Origin of the sequence: Pseudomonas bohemica (assembly GCF_002934685.1) — a bacterium.
Lineage (GTDB): Bacteria > Pseudomonadota > Gammaproteobacteria > Pseudomonadales > Pseudomonadaceae > Aquipseudomonas > Aquipseudomonas bohemica.
In genome coordinates this window covers 1,411-15,581 of record NZ_NKHL01000100.1, presented here as the reverse complement: position 1 = coordinate 15,581, position 14,171 = coordinate 1,411, and the positions used below count along the sequence as shown (strand labels likewise).

Sequence of the window (14,171 nt, the reverse complement as noted above, 5' to 3'; positions counted from 1 at the left end):
GCCTTCTGGTGGCTCATGACTCGCCGGGCCACTAAGGTGGCTGCCAAGGCAAGTACCGCTTTTACCCTGGCTGACTAGACTGCTGATCCATGAGAGCAGGACAACCGCCAGGAGAGCAGATCTTGAAAGTCGCCCAGGTCGTCGCCGATTCCAGCAGCCACATCAACCAGAGCGTAAGGGATCACGTCAGCGCCGCTGAATGGCGGGCGCGGGTGGACCTTGCCGCCTGCTATCGACTGGTGGCGATGCATGGCTGGGACGATCTGATCTTCACCCACATCTCAGCCAAGGTTCCCGGCACCGAAGACTTCCTGATCAATCCTTACGGCCTGATGTTTCACGAGATGACGGCGTCGAGCCTGGTCAAGGTCGATCAATCAGGCAAGAAACTCATGGACAGCCCTTACGACATCAATCCGGCCGGCTACACCATCCACAGCGCAGTGCATGAATCGCGTCATGATGTGATGTGCGTCATGCACACCCATACGGCGGCGGGCGTCGCGGTTTGCGCGCAGAAGCAGGGCGTGCTGCCCATCAGTCAGCAATCGCTGTTCGTGCTGGCGAGTCTGGCCTACCACGGATACGAGGGCGTGGCGCTCAATCATGAAGAGAAGGCACGGTTGCAGGCTGATCTGGGCGATTGCAATTTCCTTATGCTGCGCAATCACGGCCTGCTGACATGCGGTTCGACGATTGCCGACACTTTCCTGATGATGTTCACCTTCCAGCGCGCCTGTGAAATTCAGGTGCTGGCCCAGGGTGGCGGCGCTGAATTGATCCCCATCGACGGGCAGATCCTCGCGGGCGCGAAAGCCATGATCGCAGGCGTCACTCGCAGCGCCGAAGGCATGGGCGGCCAGTTGGCGTGGCCGGCGTTGTTGCGCAAGCTCGATCAGTTCTCGCCGGGATACACGCAGTAATGCCGTTGGCGGAGATCCCTCTCAGCGTATGGCGCACTCTCGGGCACGACTTCGTGTTTGGCGGGCAGAACATTCGCTACTGGGTAGCGGGGCAGGGCGACCCTTTGCTGCTGATCCACGGATTTCCCACCGCCAGTTGGGATTGGCATTACCTGTGGCAGCCTTTGTCCCGGCGATATCGGGTGATCGCCTGCGACATGCTGGGTTTCGGCGATTCAGCCAAACCGCGCGACCACCAGTACAGCCTTCTGGAACAGGCCGATCTGCAGCAGGCGTTGCTTGAGCACCTGCAAGTGAATCGGCCGGTGCATGTCCTGGCCCACGACTACGGCGACAGCGTCGCGCAGGAGTTGCTGGCGCGCCATGACGAAGGCCGGTTCGACATGGCCAGCTGCGTGTTTCTCAACGGCGGCGTGTTTCCGGAACAGCATCGGCCACTGACGGTGCAGAAGCTGCTGCTCAGCCGCCTGGGTTGGCTGACCGCCCGTATGTTCAACCGCGACAGCCTGGATCGCGATTTCAGCCGCACGTTTGGCGCCGAAACCCGGCCAAGCGAAAGTGAGCTGGATGACTTCTGGAGTCTGATCTCGGCCAGCCGCGGTCATCATATTCTGTACCGCTTGATCGGCTATATCCCCGAGCGTCTGATCCAGCGTGAGCGTTGGGTGCAAGCAATGCAGCGCACACTGGTCCCGATTCGCTTCATCGCCGGCGCCGCTGATCCGGTCTCGGGCGAGCACATGCTCGAGCGCTACCACGAGCTGATCCCCAACCCCGACACCATTCTGCTCCCCGGTATCGGCCGCTATCCCCACGCCGAAGCTCCCGAGCTGCTCTTGCATCATTACGAAGGATTTCGTGCGGCCGTCGCCGGCTTCCGGCCCGCAGTCGTCGTGCAGCACGTGGCTCAGAACGGCAAGCCCGCCAATCATCCCTTTGCGTTATCGAGCGTCATTCAGAGCGCCTCGTGTTGATTGTGACCATCCTGTGACTGGTTGACACTCGGTTACTGTTCGCCCGTTCTCGATCCTCTGTTGGTTCGCCTTTGCCTCATCGCAAGGCTCGAGAGCGCGCACCATCTCTGGGGAGAGTGACATGAGTGAATCCTTACGTTTCGAAGACAAGGTAGTGATCGTCACCGGCGCCGGTGGCGGGCTGGGGCGCGCGCATGCCTTGCTGTTCGCCCGGCACGGCGCACGGGTGATCGTCAATGACCTGGGCGGATCGGCCCACGGCGAAGGGGCCAACGCTTCGGCTGCCGACCGCGTTGTGGCCGAGATTCACGCATGTGGCGGGCAGGCGGTGGCCAACCATGATTCGGTGACCGACGGCGACAAGATCGTGCAAAACGCTCTCGATGCGTTCGGTCGTGTCGATGTCGTGGTGAATAACGCGGGCATCCTGCGCGACAAGAGTTTCGCGAAGATGGAAGACGCCGACTGGGATCTGGTTTACCGGGTCCACATCGAAGGCGCTTACAAAGTCACCCACGCCGCCTGGCCACACCTTCGCGAGCAGAACTATGGTCGCGTGATTTTCACCTCGTCCACCTCCGGTATTTACGGCAACTTCGGCCAATCCAACTACGGCATGGCCAAGCTCGGCCTCTACGGCTTGACCCGCACCCTGGCCCTGGAAGGGCGCAAGAACAACATTCTGGTCAACGCCATCGCACCCACCGGCGGCACGCGCATGACCGAAGGCTTGATTCCCGCCAGCGTGTTCGAATTGCTCAAGCCGGAGTTGGTCAGCCCGCTGGTGGTCTATCTGGGCAGCGAGCAGTGCCAGGACAGCGCCGGCCTTTACGAAGTGGGTGGCGGCTGGATCGGCAAAGTGCGCTGGGAGCGCAGCCTCGGCGCAGGATTCGACCCACGCGCAGGTTTTTCCCCGGAAGACGTTGCCACGCAATGGAGTGCGATCAATGACTTCACCGACGCTGTGCACCCGGCGGATAACGTTGAGGCATTGAAGGAAATGATGGCGAATTTGCAGAAGTTTGTAGATTGATGTGAAGGGTGAGGGCGGCCGGGTCGAGTGATCGGACTGGCCGCTTGTGTAGAAACTTATTCGGTTGTTTGTAGGATTATTCTCTTTATTCCGAATTCGAATATTTTGTATCAGGCTTTGGCTTGGCCTTCCCGATAGGACGAGAGCAATCGTACCAATCGTGGAGAATAAAAATGCTTTAGATTTTTTCGGAAATTCAGCAGCGACTCAGCTCATGGGCCGTTGTCCCTGATAAACGATTTAGAACTCAGTCTCGCGCCGGCGAGCAGGAAGAAAGCATAAAGTCGAAAGTGCGTGAGTATTGGACGGGCGAAAGTGTTTTCAAGCGAGCAGAATTTAAAAGGTTTAATCCGGATATCTCTGGGTTCGATCTTCGAAATCCGATGACTAACGTTTGAACATATTGTTTTGTAGTAGTGCTACTGATAATGCCGTAGGGAATTTCCGAGAGTGCTTCTATTCAATCCGCACAGGCGTCAGGCGTGATTTCAATGCGCCACTACCGTATCAAGATAGCGGCAAAAAAAAGCCGCTGCAGCGGCAGCGGCTAAACATGACGTTAGATCCAGGAGCTTGAAAATCTACGTCGGGAAATCCCGTCAAAGGTTTGCGGCGTAATAGCCATCAAACAAAAGAAGCGGTGTTTCCGGTTCGCGGCGAGGGCAGCCGCGAAGTGGGTGAATCATAGTTTTTTTCCGTGCGCCTAAACATAGCTGTTTACGACAAGGAGTGTTACTCATGCGGCAACAATTGTGTGAGTTCTCGTAGTCCTATGCTCGACTATTCCTACATGCACTGTCACGGGGTATGACCTGACAATATAAATATGTACCGCAGTCCTACTCCGAGCTACTCGTCTAATAGCGGCTCACTTTCATCGCTCATCTGTGTTCCCGCCCGGCTGGATGCCGCAAGGGGATGAGCGATTTTACCTTGGAGCTTTACCCATGAACGCCGTCATTGATTCTTCCGCCACCTCAAGCGCATCTCAGAGCTTCGATCAGATTACTCAGCATCTGGCGAAACTCGCCGAAGCCAGTTCTGGTTGCCAGCAGGTCCTGGCCCAGAGCCAGAGCTTCCGTGAATGGGCATCGGCGCTGCTCCGTGAGCGAATCAGGCAATCTCTCCCGCAAATTGGGCTGCGCGTTTCCAACCCTGACGCGCTTTTTTTCAACCAGCGCGACGCCGATGGCTCAGTGTCCTCGGTGGCGATGACTGACTTGCTGATCGACGCGATGCGCAATCTCAAGCCCGTGGCCGAAATAGCAGGCGCCGGGTTCCATACGCGGCATGCGACCCTTGACCGCGACCATGCCCTGACCAGCAATCAGAACCAGCAGTTGATCGACGTCATCAACAAGCTCATGCCGACGCTGTCCTCGGCGTACGAGACATATCACCGTGCGTTGTGGCAGCGCAGAATTACCCACCCCGTCGATAGCGAACGCACGGATACAGCCGCCCGGATACTGACGGAGCTGCAACGCGAAGCGCTGCTGAGCGAAATCGAACTGCTCGGCTTGTCCCGTGCAATGAGTGTTGCGGAACAGGGTCGCCTTTCCAGCGTCGTGCGCGGCGGTAGCACCGATGGAGTCTTCGCGGTGTCCTGGGCGTCGCGAAACGGCAGGCAGATCCCGCTGCCCTCCGTATATGTCGTCACCCAGTCCACTCAACCTTCCAGCGAGCCTTCTGGTGTGGTCTTCCTCGTACTGCCGTGCAGAGGAATCGAGCGTGTCGAGTCGATGGCTGTCCTGCGCGAGACGCTGAGCCATCGCCTGACCGGCGCGGATCCCGACCAGCACTATGTCGATAGCCTGTCGCTGTCCGATCAGGGCCGGGTAATCAACCGGCAATCCATCGCTCCCGACGCCTGGCAGTTCACACCCCGGAATCACCCACTGCTGGACGACCACATGCAGTCGGTGCAACGCAAACAGGAAGAGGATCTGAATTTCCTGATGCAGCAACCGGCACTGGATGATGCCGGCTTTCACCTCAGTCTTGGGCGTGTACAGCTCTGTACCTATCTGGATGACGCTCTGGGCCATCGTTTCAATCTGCTCTCGGTCAGAATGGAGGGCTTCGTGCAACCGGAGTGGCGCAAGTACGCCAAACATGCGGATCGGGCGCATCTGCTGGCGCTTGAACAGAAGCATCGTGCACTCAAAGGCAGCGTTGCCCAGCGGCTGGCGAGCGTGGAGTCGTTCGCCGTATTCGCCTACAGCGAACTGACCCGCTACATCCAGGATCGTCTGGGCTGCATGATCGATCCCACCAAGGTGATGATTACCCTGCAGGACACCGTCAGACTCGGCGCCGGCCAGGACTTGAAGACCCGGTACCGGAAATCGCTATTCGAATTCGCCGTCGATGGCATGCCGGATGTCGGTGGGAAGATGGGTTTCGAGCCTGCCGCCGACCAGATTCACGCCGATTTTTCCGACGAGTTCGTCCTTGCGATGATCACCGATCTGAATCTGCATCATCGCTACGGGATTGCCCTGCGTGAGGCTTATGCCGCTCCGGACAATCTGCGCGAAATGGTTCTGCACCGCGACAGCGCCATCGCCCTGAGTGCGTTCACTGCAGCGCTGCAAGGTCATATGATCCAGGACCGCAGCCATGAGCTGCTGAGCATGATTCGCGGTGACAAAGCGAAAGTAGGATCAAGCTACAGCATCGGCAGTCTTTATCTGCTGGAAACCCATACCCGGTTCAACGACTTCATCGTCTTCGCGGACAAGACCCAGTCGTCCGAGCATTTCGTCCTCTATGCGCCGGGCGCCCCCGGAGGTCAGGACTTCTTCGAGTTCAGCTCCTGGCGCCAGCTGTGTTTCGGTGTTGGGGAATGGCTGGCGACGGAGTCGGGCCGGTCCTATATCCACGATCAACTGGCTAGCCCAACGGAGCGCGGGCACAGCGCGGCGATCAACGACATTCAACTGAAACCTTCGCTGTGGGGGCACAACAGTTGTCTTTTCGTGCGCTGCCAAGGCACGACCTTCGAGAGCAATCTGGCCGATCTGGTCAGCCAGAAGGTGTCCCGAGCCGTGCGCGCGGCAGAAGCGACTGCCCCGCAGACCAACACCCAGACTTCTTTCGCCAGCCCCTCGGTCGTTGCTCTGATGGATGCCCGAATCGACGCGCTGAACGCCGAGTTCATCAAGCTCAGCCCTGGCCTGATCGACTTCCGAAGCTATGTCCACCAGCAAACTTCTCGCTTGCTGAACGATTTTCTGCGCAGCGAGGGATACACGCGTCATCTCGACCCAGACACCCTTTATATCGGCCTGGGTTTGCCCCGTCGTGATAACCCGGAATTCGGCGAGCACAGCGAGCTGCATCAGTTGACTCAGCTGATGATGGAAGGAAGCGCGAACATTCTTTCGCACCGGCCGCACATCCATCTTTATTCCTCGACGGGCGTGGACGTATACACGCTCCCTCGCCGGCTGATCCACTTCATGGACAAGCAGATTCGCGGTGCGGATATGGGCGCCCGGTACATGGATTTCCTGGAAAAGACTTTTCTGAGCCGCAATGCCCCCTCCTATGCGCGCCGCAAGCTGTTGATGGCCAAACGTGTCCAATACGACATGACGCGAGGTGCGCTCAAGGAGTTCATGCGCGGAGAGCTGACCGAATCCCAGTATTCCTGGCTACGGCAGACCATTGTCGGGCTTGACCAGGATGCGACGCTTGCGAGTAAGACCAGTAGCGTCTCGGCATTCAGGATTGCCAACCAGATTATCGAAGGCGTGTTTATCTTCCGGGATTTCAGCAAAAGTGATCCCGCCTACAACTTGCTCTATACCCCGAACTCACCGGACGGTATTCACTTCAGACCTCTGACCAATTATGCGCAGTTGCTGGAATCGGCCGAGATGCAGAATTATTACTACCGCCGTGTCGCCTATATGGGACAGCCGATGGTCGGAACGTTCATTGACCGGCTGCACCGCGGCGGTAAGTTCGATGAGCGATTTGTCATGATCATCAACCGACCCGACAGCCGCATCGTCGATGCCGAGCGGCTTTATGGCGACATGATCGAACGCATGATCGCTGATGTCGACGCTCAGACTGTGAGCCTCGCCGAGGCGCGTCTTTCCACGGCCTGGACCGTGATCCAGTGGCTGGGCAATGTGTTGCTGGTGCCGTTCCCCGCAGCTCGCATCGCCTGGGGGATCTTCACCAGTGCAGTCAAGGTTTATCAAGGTGTGGACGCTTATCTTTCCGGTGACCGCGCCACTGCGTTACCCCTGTTGCTCGATGGCGTGATGGGCATCGTGTCCGGAGGGAACAAACTTCGAAAACTGTTCAGCGCCGCACAGCTTGCTGCAACGGGAGTCGGCGTGCCCGTGGGCGTCTGGATATGGAGCAAACGCGAGTTCGAGTCCAAGCTGCAGAAAGCTGTCAATGAACACCTCCAGGGGACGGCAAAGTCACTAATCTTTGGGTGAGCCTGATCCTCTGCACCGGGTCATCGCTTAGCAATAGCGCGTGCTCCAGGTCATAGCGTTCGGCCTGGGGACATTCAAGCGTCTGATACAGGCTGGCACGGGCGAGGTAATCGCTCGTGTTGGCCTGCCCCAATTCAAGAACGCGATTGGCATCTTTGAGCGAAGCAATGAGATCGTCGTTGATCTGATGCAAGTGGCGCAGATTGCGCGATAAACGTTGCAACATGGTCTGTGGGGTTGCGGTACGCAGGTGGTCGGCTTTGAGCGGCATGTCCGGCCCGAACTGACGCAGCAACAACTCACGACAATCCTTGGGGTAAAGCCTGCGACCACCGCACGGGTCCAGGGCATGATCGGCACCGGGCACCCGCAGCAAAAAATGCCCCGGAAAGTTCACACCCTCCAATGGAATTTCCATGCGACGTGCAAGCTCCAGCGCGACTATCGCCAGCCCCAATGGCTGGCCCCGCCGACGCTCGACGATCTTGTCGAGTAACGCGACCTGTGGTTTGGGCTGAGCCACGTCATCCTGCTGAAAGCCGATCGTCGCCATGTGTCGCAACAAGGGTTGAGCGAGTTCCGCGGCAGGCAGCATTGGCAGCGCGGCGCTGATTCGCCGCTGTAGTTGATCGATCCGTTCAAGCGTTTGCCGGGGATCGACTTGGGCATCGTGCTCGACAGAGATCCATAATGCCGCCTCGAAGGTCGAAGGCGGCGTGGAGCGCAGGCTGTCGAGACATTGCTGGCGTGGATTCATCGACTTCTCCATTCGGATCAGGCGTCTGAAATTCAGTCTTGGGAAGACTCGTTGTAGCCCCCGTGACAGTGTTCGTCCAGTGCCGATTGCCTTGCTCAGATCTTCTGCTGTGCAAAGTCTGGGGTGTTTCGAGCAATCGTGCGACGAAGCCGTCTTTTTTTCTGCCAGCGCCTATACTCGCAGTACAAAAAACGGGAGCACTGCCTATGTTCGCTCTCATGCAAAACTCACGCGTTCAAACGTTGCACATGATCGTCGACTCACGGGCCTGCCTCAAAGCCGTGATCGCAATCCACAGCAGCCAGAAGGGCCCGGCTCTGGGTGGTTGTCGCTATCTGTCCTATCCAAACGAAGAGAGCGCCATAGAAGACGCTATCCAGTTGGCGAGGAACATGAGCTACAAGGCCGTCCTCGCAGGCTTGTCGCTGGGCGGTGGAACAGCCGTGATCCTGCGTCCTGCCCACGTGCCGGACCGCGCCGCGCTGTTCGAAGCGTTCGGTCGCTTCATTCAGACGCTCGACGGTCGCTACATTACGGCCATCGACAGCGGCACGTCCCGCGAAGACATGGACTGCATTGCGCAATACACCCAACACGTCACCACCACGACCGAATCGGGTGACCCGACGGCTTATACCGCCCTGGGTCTGTATGCGGGGATTCGGACCACTGCCATGGCGCGGCTGGGCAGCGACAACCTGGAAGGGCTGCGGGTGGCGATTCAGGGACTGGGGCATGTCGGCTGGGCATTGGCCGAACAGCTTCACGCCGCGGGCGCCGAATTGCTGGTGGCCGATCTCGACAGCGGCAAGGTGCAACTGGCGATGGAGCAGATGGGCGCCAAACCCATTGCGAGCGAGGCATTGCTCAGCACCCCTTGTGACATCCTAGCCCCGTGTGGATTGGGCGGGGTGCTCAACAGCCACAGCGTGACCAAGCTGCGCTGCGCCGCCGTGGCCGGTGGCGCAAACAATCAACTCAGTTGCGCCGCCATAGCCGATCAGCTCGAGGCTCGCGGCATCCTTTACGCTCCTGATTACGTCATCAATTCTGGCGGGCTGATCTACGTCGCACTGCAACATCAGGGAGAAAATCAGAACACCATCACCGCACATCTGTCCCAGATAGGGACACGGCTGACTGAAATATTTGCCCATGCCCAGGCCGAAAAGCGCTCACCGGCGCGGGTGGCCGATGCATTGGCAGAGCGCCTGTTGAATCTCGAATAAGCCCTTACCGGGATTTTTTCGAAACACGCTCGCTGCCACAAGCGGCGAGTATGACCATCGCGCGCGATGAACCCGAGACGCGCGCCAGGAGTGTGCAATGTCCAATAACAAGATCGAGCTTGCGTACACCCGTTATCTGTCCCCCGACGGTCAACTGACCGGAGAACTCCCCCACTGGGCCGATGACTTCAATCTTCTCACCCGTCTCTATCGGCAAATGGTCCTCACTCGACTCTTCGACCAGAAAGCCGTCGCGTTGCAGCGTACCGGGCGCATCGGCACCTATGCCCCGACCCTTGGCCAGGAGGCCATCGGCGTGGCGATCGGCAATCTGATGCAGGCCGAAGACGTGCTGATTCCTTATTACCGTGATACGGCCGTGCAATTGATGCGCGGCGTTCGAATGGAAGAAATCCTGTTGTATTGGGGTGGTGACGAACGCGGCAGCGATTATGCCGAGCCCGCTGTGGCTGAGGATTTTCCTCTTTGTGTGCCAATCGCCACTCAGGCGCTGCACGCCTGCGGGGTGGCAAGCGCGTTCAAGATTCGTGGCGAGCATCGCGTAGCGGTCACGACCTGCGGCGATGGGGCTACCAGCAAAGGCGACTTCCTAGAAGCGCTCAACGTCGCAGGCGCCTGGCAATTGCCGGTGGTGTTCGTGATCAACAACAACCAATGGGCGATTTCCGTGCCCCGGCGTATTCAATGCGGCGCGCCGACCCTGGCGCAGAAAGCCATTGGCGCCGGTTTCCACGGCGAGCAGGTTGATGGCAACGACATCCTGGCGGTGTATGACCGCATGCAGGTCGCCCTTGAACGAGCACGCAAGGGCAAGGGCCCGGTGCTGCTCGAATGCCTGAGTTATCGCCTCGGCGACCACACGACTGCAGATGACGCCACCCGTTATCGTGCAGCGGACGAGGTCAAGCAAGCGTGGCAGGAGGAGCCGATCAAGCGCCTGCAATCGTTCATGGCCAGTCAGGGCGTCTGGGATGAGAAGCACGAGCAGGCGTTGATCGCCGAATGCCAGGGCTTGGTGCAGCAGTCTGTGGATAACTTTGAAGGCGCAGGCAATCAGGCGCCGGAATCGTTAATCGACCACGTTTACGCAAAATGGCCGGCTCCGTTGGCCGATCAGCGTGAGTGGTTCCTGGAGCGTGTGGCCCGTCGCAATGGAGGTGCCGGTCATGGCGAATGATCTGTCCACAGACAAACTGCTCACGGATGACCTGCTCCCGAATAAAAAGCTGAGCCTGTTGGAAGCCGTCAATCTGGCGATGCACCGAGCGATGAGCGAAGACGAAAATGTCGTGGTGCTGGGCGAGGATGTCGGGGTTAACGGCGGGGTATTCCGCGCCACCCAGGGCTTGCGCGAGAGCTTTGGCTTCAAGCGGGTGATCGACTCGCCCTTGGCCGAAACCATGCTTGGCGGGCTGGTGGTCGGCATGGCGGCGCAGGGCCTGAAGCCGGTCGTGGAAATCCAGTTCCTGGGGTTTATCTATGCCGCGATGGAGCACCTGGTGTCCCACGCCGCGCGGATGCGCAACCGCACGCGGGGGCGTTTGAGCTGCCCGATGGTCATGCGTTCGCCCATGGGCGCCGGTATTCGCGCGCCCGAGCATCACAGTGAAAGCACCGAAGCGATGTTCGCCCACGTGCCGGGGTTGCGCGTGGTCATTCCGTCATCGCCTGCCAGGGCTTATGGCTTGTTGCTGGCGGCAATCGACGATCCTGACCCGGTCATTTTTCTCGAGCCCACGCGCCTGTATCGCATGAATCCGCAAAAGCTGGTGGACGATGGCAAGCGCCTGCCGCTGGACACTTGTTTCACCCTGCGTGAAGGCAGCGACATCACGCTGATCAGCTGGGGGGCGAGTGTCCACGAATCCTTGCAGGCCGCGGCCGCTTTGGCAGAGCGGGGTGTGTCGGCCGAAGTGGTCGACGTGGCCTGCGTCAAGCCGCTGGATCTCGACACGCTGGAGGCCTCTGTGCGCAAGACCGGGCGCTGCGTGATTATTCATGAGGCGCCACGTTCCGGTGGGCTGGGCGGGGAAATCGCCGCCAGTCTCTACGAACGTGTGCTGCTGGATCTGCAGGCGCCGATTCAACGGGTCACCGCTCCGGACATTCCGCCGCCGCTGTACCGGCTGGAGCAACTGTACATCCCGAGCGTGGAAGACATTCTTCACGCTTGTGACAGCGCCCTGAATTTTGCCTGACGGCCGAGGAGGCTTGCGATGAAATATTTCAAACTGCCCGACTTGGGCGAAGGGTTGCAGGAAGCGGAAATCGTCGAGTGGCACGTCAAGGCTGGCGATACCGTGAAGGCCGATCAACTGGTGGTCTCGGTGGAAACCGCAAAAGCCATCGTCGACATTCCCGCGCCCTATGACGGTGTGGTGGCGAAGGTTTACGGCGGCGATGGCGACATCCTGCATGTCGGCGAACCGCTGATGGCGTTTGAAGGGGAGGGCGATGCGGGGACGGTGGTCGGGCGGCTCGAAGGTGGGGGAAACCGCCAGGACGATGAGTTTTTCGTGGGTGCGGCGCCTTCGACCCGTGAGCATATGTCGACTCGGGCCACGCCTGCGGTTCGACAGCTGGCGCGACAACTGGGCGTCGATCTCAACGCCCTCACTGGATCCGGCAGCGACGGATTGATCACTCGTGCCGATGTAGAGAACGCCTCGCAGGCCGAACGTGACAAGTTCGGTGGCGAAAAGCTTCGCGGCGTGCGTCGCAGCATGGCGCTAAATATGGCCAAGTCCCACGCAGAGGTCGTGCCGGTGAGCTTGTTCGGCGATGCTGATCTGCATCGCTGGGGCTCGGCGCGCGATCCTTTGATCCGCATCGGCAAGGCCATGGCGGCGGCGTGCAAAGTGGAGCCGGTACTCAACAGCTGGTTCGACGGCAAATCGTTGTCGATCAGGCGCCACGACAATCTGGATCTAGGAATCGCCGTGGACACGCCGGACGGCTTGTTCGTGCCGGTTCTGCGGGATGTCGGCAATCGTCAGCCGGCGGATTTGAAAGAGGGTATGAGTCGTCTACGGGCCGACGTCAAAGCCCGCTCGATTCCGCCCCGGGAAATGATGGGCGCCACCATCACCCTGTCCAACTTCGGCACATTGTTCGGACGCTACGCCAACCCGGTGGTCGTGCCGCCACAAGTGGCGATCATCGGCGCGGGAGGCATCCGTGAAGAACCGGTGGCGATGGACGGGCAGGTCGTGGTGCACCCGATCCTGCCGCTGTCGCTGACCTTCGACCACCGCGCCGTAACGGGCGGAGAAGCCGCGCGGTTCTTCAAGGCGTTGGTTGCGGAACTGGAAAAGCCGGAGTGAGGAGCCGAAGCGTGTCTTTATGAGCATGGCTTGCCGGCGGTGGCGCATTTGCGATATCCACCGCCAGCAAGCCGGACTACTGCCGGTATTTGCCTACAACGGCGGCGGTGTATGCGGGCCTATTCTTCAGCCGCATCGTTGAGCAGTTCGTTCAACGCGTCCGGCTGATTCTTGAACGCGCGGGCGAACACGTCGCGGTTTTTCGCCATATAGATGCCAGCCTCTTCAACCTGTGCTTCGGACAGGGACGGCACGGCTTTGCTCAATACGCTGGACAGCAACTCGGCGAGTTCGAGCATTTTGTCATGACGGTCAGCTTCGGCTTTATCCATGAACAAGCGCTCCAGATCTCGGCTGCTGCGGTATACCACTTCGACGGCCATTTACCACCTCATATGCCTTCACGATAATTATCTTTAAGCGGGTACTGTGTTTTTATACAGTGCGCAGCATAAGGGAATCGATGCCGCTTGGGTAGTGGCAATTCAAACGCGTTTCGCCGCCAGCTGTCCCCCGTTGCGACAACGGGTCACGTTCTCAACCATAGCCGATGGCCTCTTTAATGCTTGTCTGCACATGCTTGGCGTAAAGCGCAGGCAAAAGCGTCATGCGCGCGCGGCATCATCCGTTCCGGGCCATTCAAGGAAGTACATCGTGAAAATCAACTGGGCCGAGTCCCTTCGTCAGCACGTACACAGCTGCGCCGAGTCGCTGGGCAATCTGTTCGTGGAGACCTTCCACTATCTGGCGCTGTTCGCCATCGGCGCCGTGACCGCGTGGGCTGCGGTCATGGCCTTTCTGGACATGCTGGATAAGGGGCATATCACGGTCGACGACATCCTGCTGCTGTTCATCTATCTGGAGCTGGGCGCGATGGTGGGGATCTATTTCAAGACCAACCACATGCCGGTGCGCTTCCTCATCTACGTCGCCATCACCGCACTGACCCGCCTGCTGATCTCCGACGTTTCGCACCACGCCCCACCGGATCTCGGCGTCGTGTACCTGAGCGGTGCAATTCTGCTGCTGGCTTTCGCGATTCTGGTGGTGCGGTATGCGTCTTCGCAGTTTCCATCGGTGAAAGTGCCGGATCCTCATGGGAAGACCAAAGGAGCGGTGATTGAGGAGAAGGGGGAGATTTGATTTAGGAGCGAGAGCTCACCCACGGTGCATGGGTGAGCTGGTCCTACCTTCTGATTCTGGCGGCTCGAAACTCATGAATCAGAATTTTTTTGATTTCCAGATTCGGGTGGCTGCTGTGAAAGAAAGTCCCTTGAAGTAAAAAGCCAGATTGTTTACGGCCTCCCATGAGTAGACCCGGTTTGAACTGAAGATGGACGAGCCGTCTTGATTCGAAATCTCCAAAAAATAGCGGTCTTTCTCATAGTCGCCTATTCCATCGTTCTTTAATGCATAGCGCGCTGGACGAATTGTAATAACGCAATCGT

12 protein-coding genes are annotated in these 14,171 nt (G+C 58.9%); 9 read left to right on the top strand and 3 right to left on the bottom strand.

Translation table 11 applies throughout. The annotated features are described in order from the left end of the window. Positions 1–161: 161 nt before the first annotated feature. The 4 genes from CE491_RS09685 to CE491_RS09670 all read left to right on the top strand — a co-directional run bounded on the left by CE491_RS09685 (position 162) and on the right by CE491_RS09670 (position 7,393). Positions 162–923: a class II aldolase/adducin family protein gene (locus CE491_RS09685; RefSeq protein ID WP_234407565.1), complete on the top strand. Its 762-nt coding sequence runs from the start codon at positions 162–164 to the stop codon at positions 921–923. Further along, positions 923–1,897, top strand: a complete 975-nt coding sequence (locus CE491_RS09680) for an alpha/beta fold hydrolase (RefSeq protein WP_110948140.1) — start codon at positions 923–925, stop codon at positions 1,895–1,897. The genes CE491_RS09685 and CE491_RS09680 overlap by 1 nt, the downstream gene beginning before the upstream one ends. A gap of 121 nt (positions 1,898–2,018) precedes the next feature. Continuing rightward, positions 2,019–2,930: an SDR family oxidoreductase gene (locus tag CE491_RS09675; protein ID WP_110948139.1), complete on the top strand. Its 912-nt coding sequence runs from the start codon at positions 2,019–2,021 to the stop codon at positions 2,928–2,930. A 947-nt stretch (positions 2,931–3,877) separates the two neighbouring features. Continuing rightward, a complete protein-coding gene (locus CE491_RS09670; protein ID WP_110948138.1) occupies positions 3,878–7,393 on the top strand; it encodes a dermonecrotic toxin domain-containing protein in 3,516 nt (1,171 codons plus the stop codon). Here CE491_RS09670 and CE491_RS09665 read toward each other — a convergent pair. After that, positions 7,347–8,150 (bottom strand): SirB1 family protein, encoded by an 804-nt coding sequence (locus CE491_RS09665; protein WP_110948137.1) that lies wholly within the window; start codon positions 8,148–8,150, stop codon positions 7,347–7,349. The genes CE491_RS09670 and CE491_RS09665 overlap by 47 nt on opposite strands. Before the next feature lie 206 nt (positions 8,151–8,356). Here CE491_RS09665 and CE491_RS09660 point away from each other — a divergent pair, with 206 nt between their 5' ends. From CE491_RS09660 to CE491_RS09645, 4 genes are all read left to right on the top strand, one after another. Then, entirely contained in the window at positions 8,357–9,379 is a 1,023-nt protein-coding gene (locus CE491_RS09660; protein ID WP_110948136.1) for a Glu/Leu/Phe/Val dehydrogenase family protein, read from the top strand. Between the two features lie 97 nt (positions 9,380–9,476). Beyond that, positions 9,477–10,577: a pyruvate dehydrogenase (acetyl-transferring) E1 component subunit alpha gene (pdhA, locus tag CE491_RS09655; protein ID WP_110948135.1), complete on the top strand. Its 1,101-nt coding sequence runs from the start codon at positions 9,477–9,479 to the stop codon at positions 10,575–10,577. Beyond that, on the top strand, positions 10,567–11,598 hold the full coding sequence (locus CE491_RS09650) for an alpha-ketoacid dehydrogenase subunit beta (RefSeq protein ID WP_110948215.1): 1,032 nt from the start codon (positions 10,567–10,569) through the stop codon (positions 11,596–11,598). The genes pdhA and CE491_RS09650 overlap by 11 nt, the downstream gene beginning before the upstream one ends. A gap of 18 nt (positions 11,599–11,616) precedes the next feature. Beyond that, the gene (locus tag CE491_RS09645; protein WP_110948134.1) at positions 11,617–12,723 is read left to right on the top strand and encodes a dihydrolipoamide acetyltransferase family protein; all 1,107 of its coding nucleotides are present in this window, start codon (positions 11,617–11,619) and stop codon (positions 12,721–12,723) included. A gap of 119 nt (positions 12,724–12,842) precedes the next feature. On the opposite strand, the gene CE491_RS09640 is transcribed toward CE491_RS09645, so the two are convergent. Beyond that, positions 12,843–13,106, bottom strand: coding sequence for a YebG family protein (locus tag CE491_RS09640; RefSeq protein ID WP_110948133.1), 264 nt, complete (start codon positions 13,104–13,106; stop codon positions 12,843–12,845). 271 nt (positions 13,107–13,377) lie between these two features. Between CE491_RS09640 and CE491_RS09635 the strand changes: the two genes are divergently transcribed. Then, a complete protein-coding gene (locus tag CE491_RS09635; protein ID WP_110948132.1) occupies positions 13,378–13,866 on the top strand; it encodes a phosphate-starvation-inducible protein PsiE in 489 nt (162 codons plus the stop codon). Between the two features lie 78 nt (positions 13,867–13,944). Here the strand turns inward: CE491_RS09635 and CE491_RS30725 are convergent. Continuing rightward, positions 13,945–14,171 (bottom strand): hypothetical protein (locus CE491_RS30725; protein WP_234407563.1); only part of this gene is annotated, 227 nt, incomplete at its 5' end.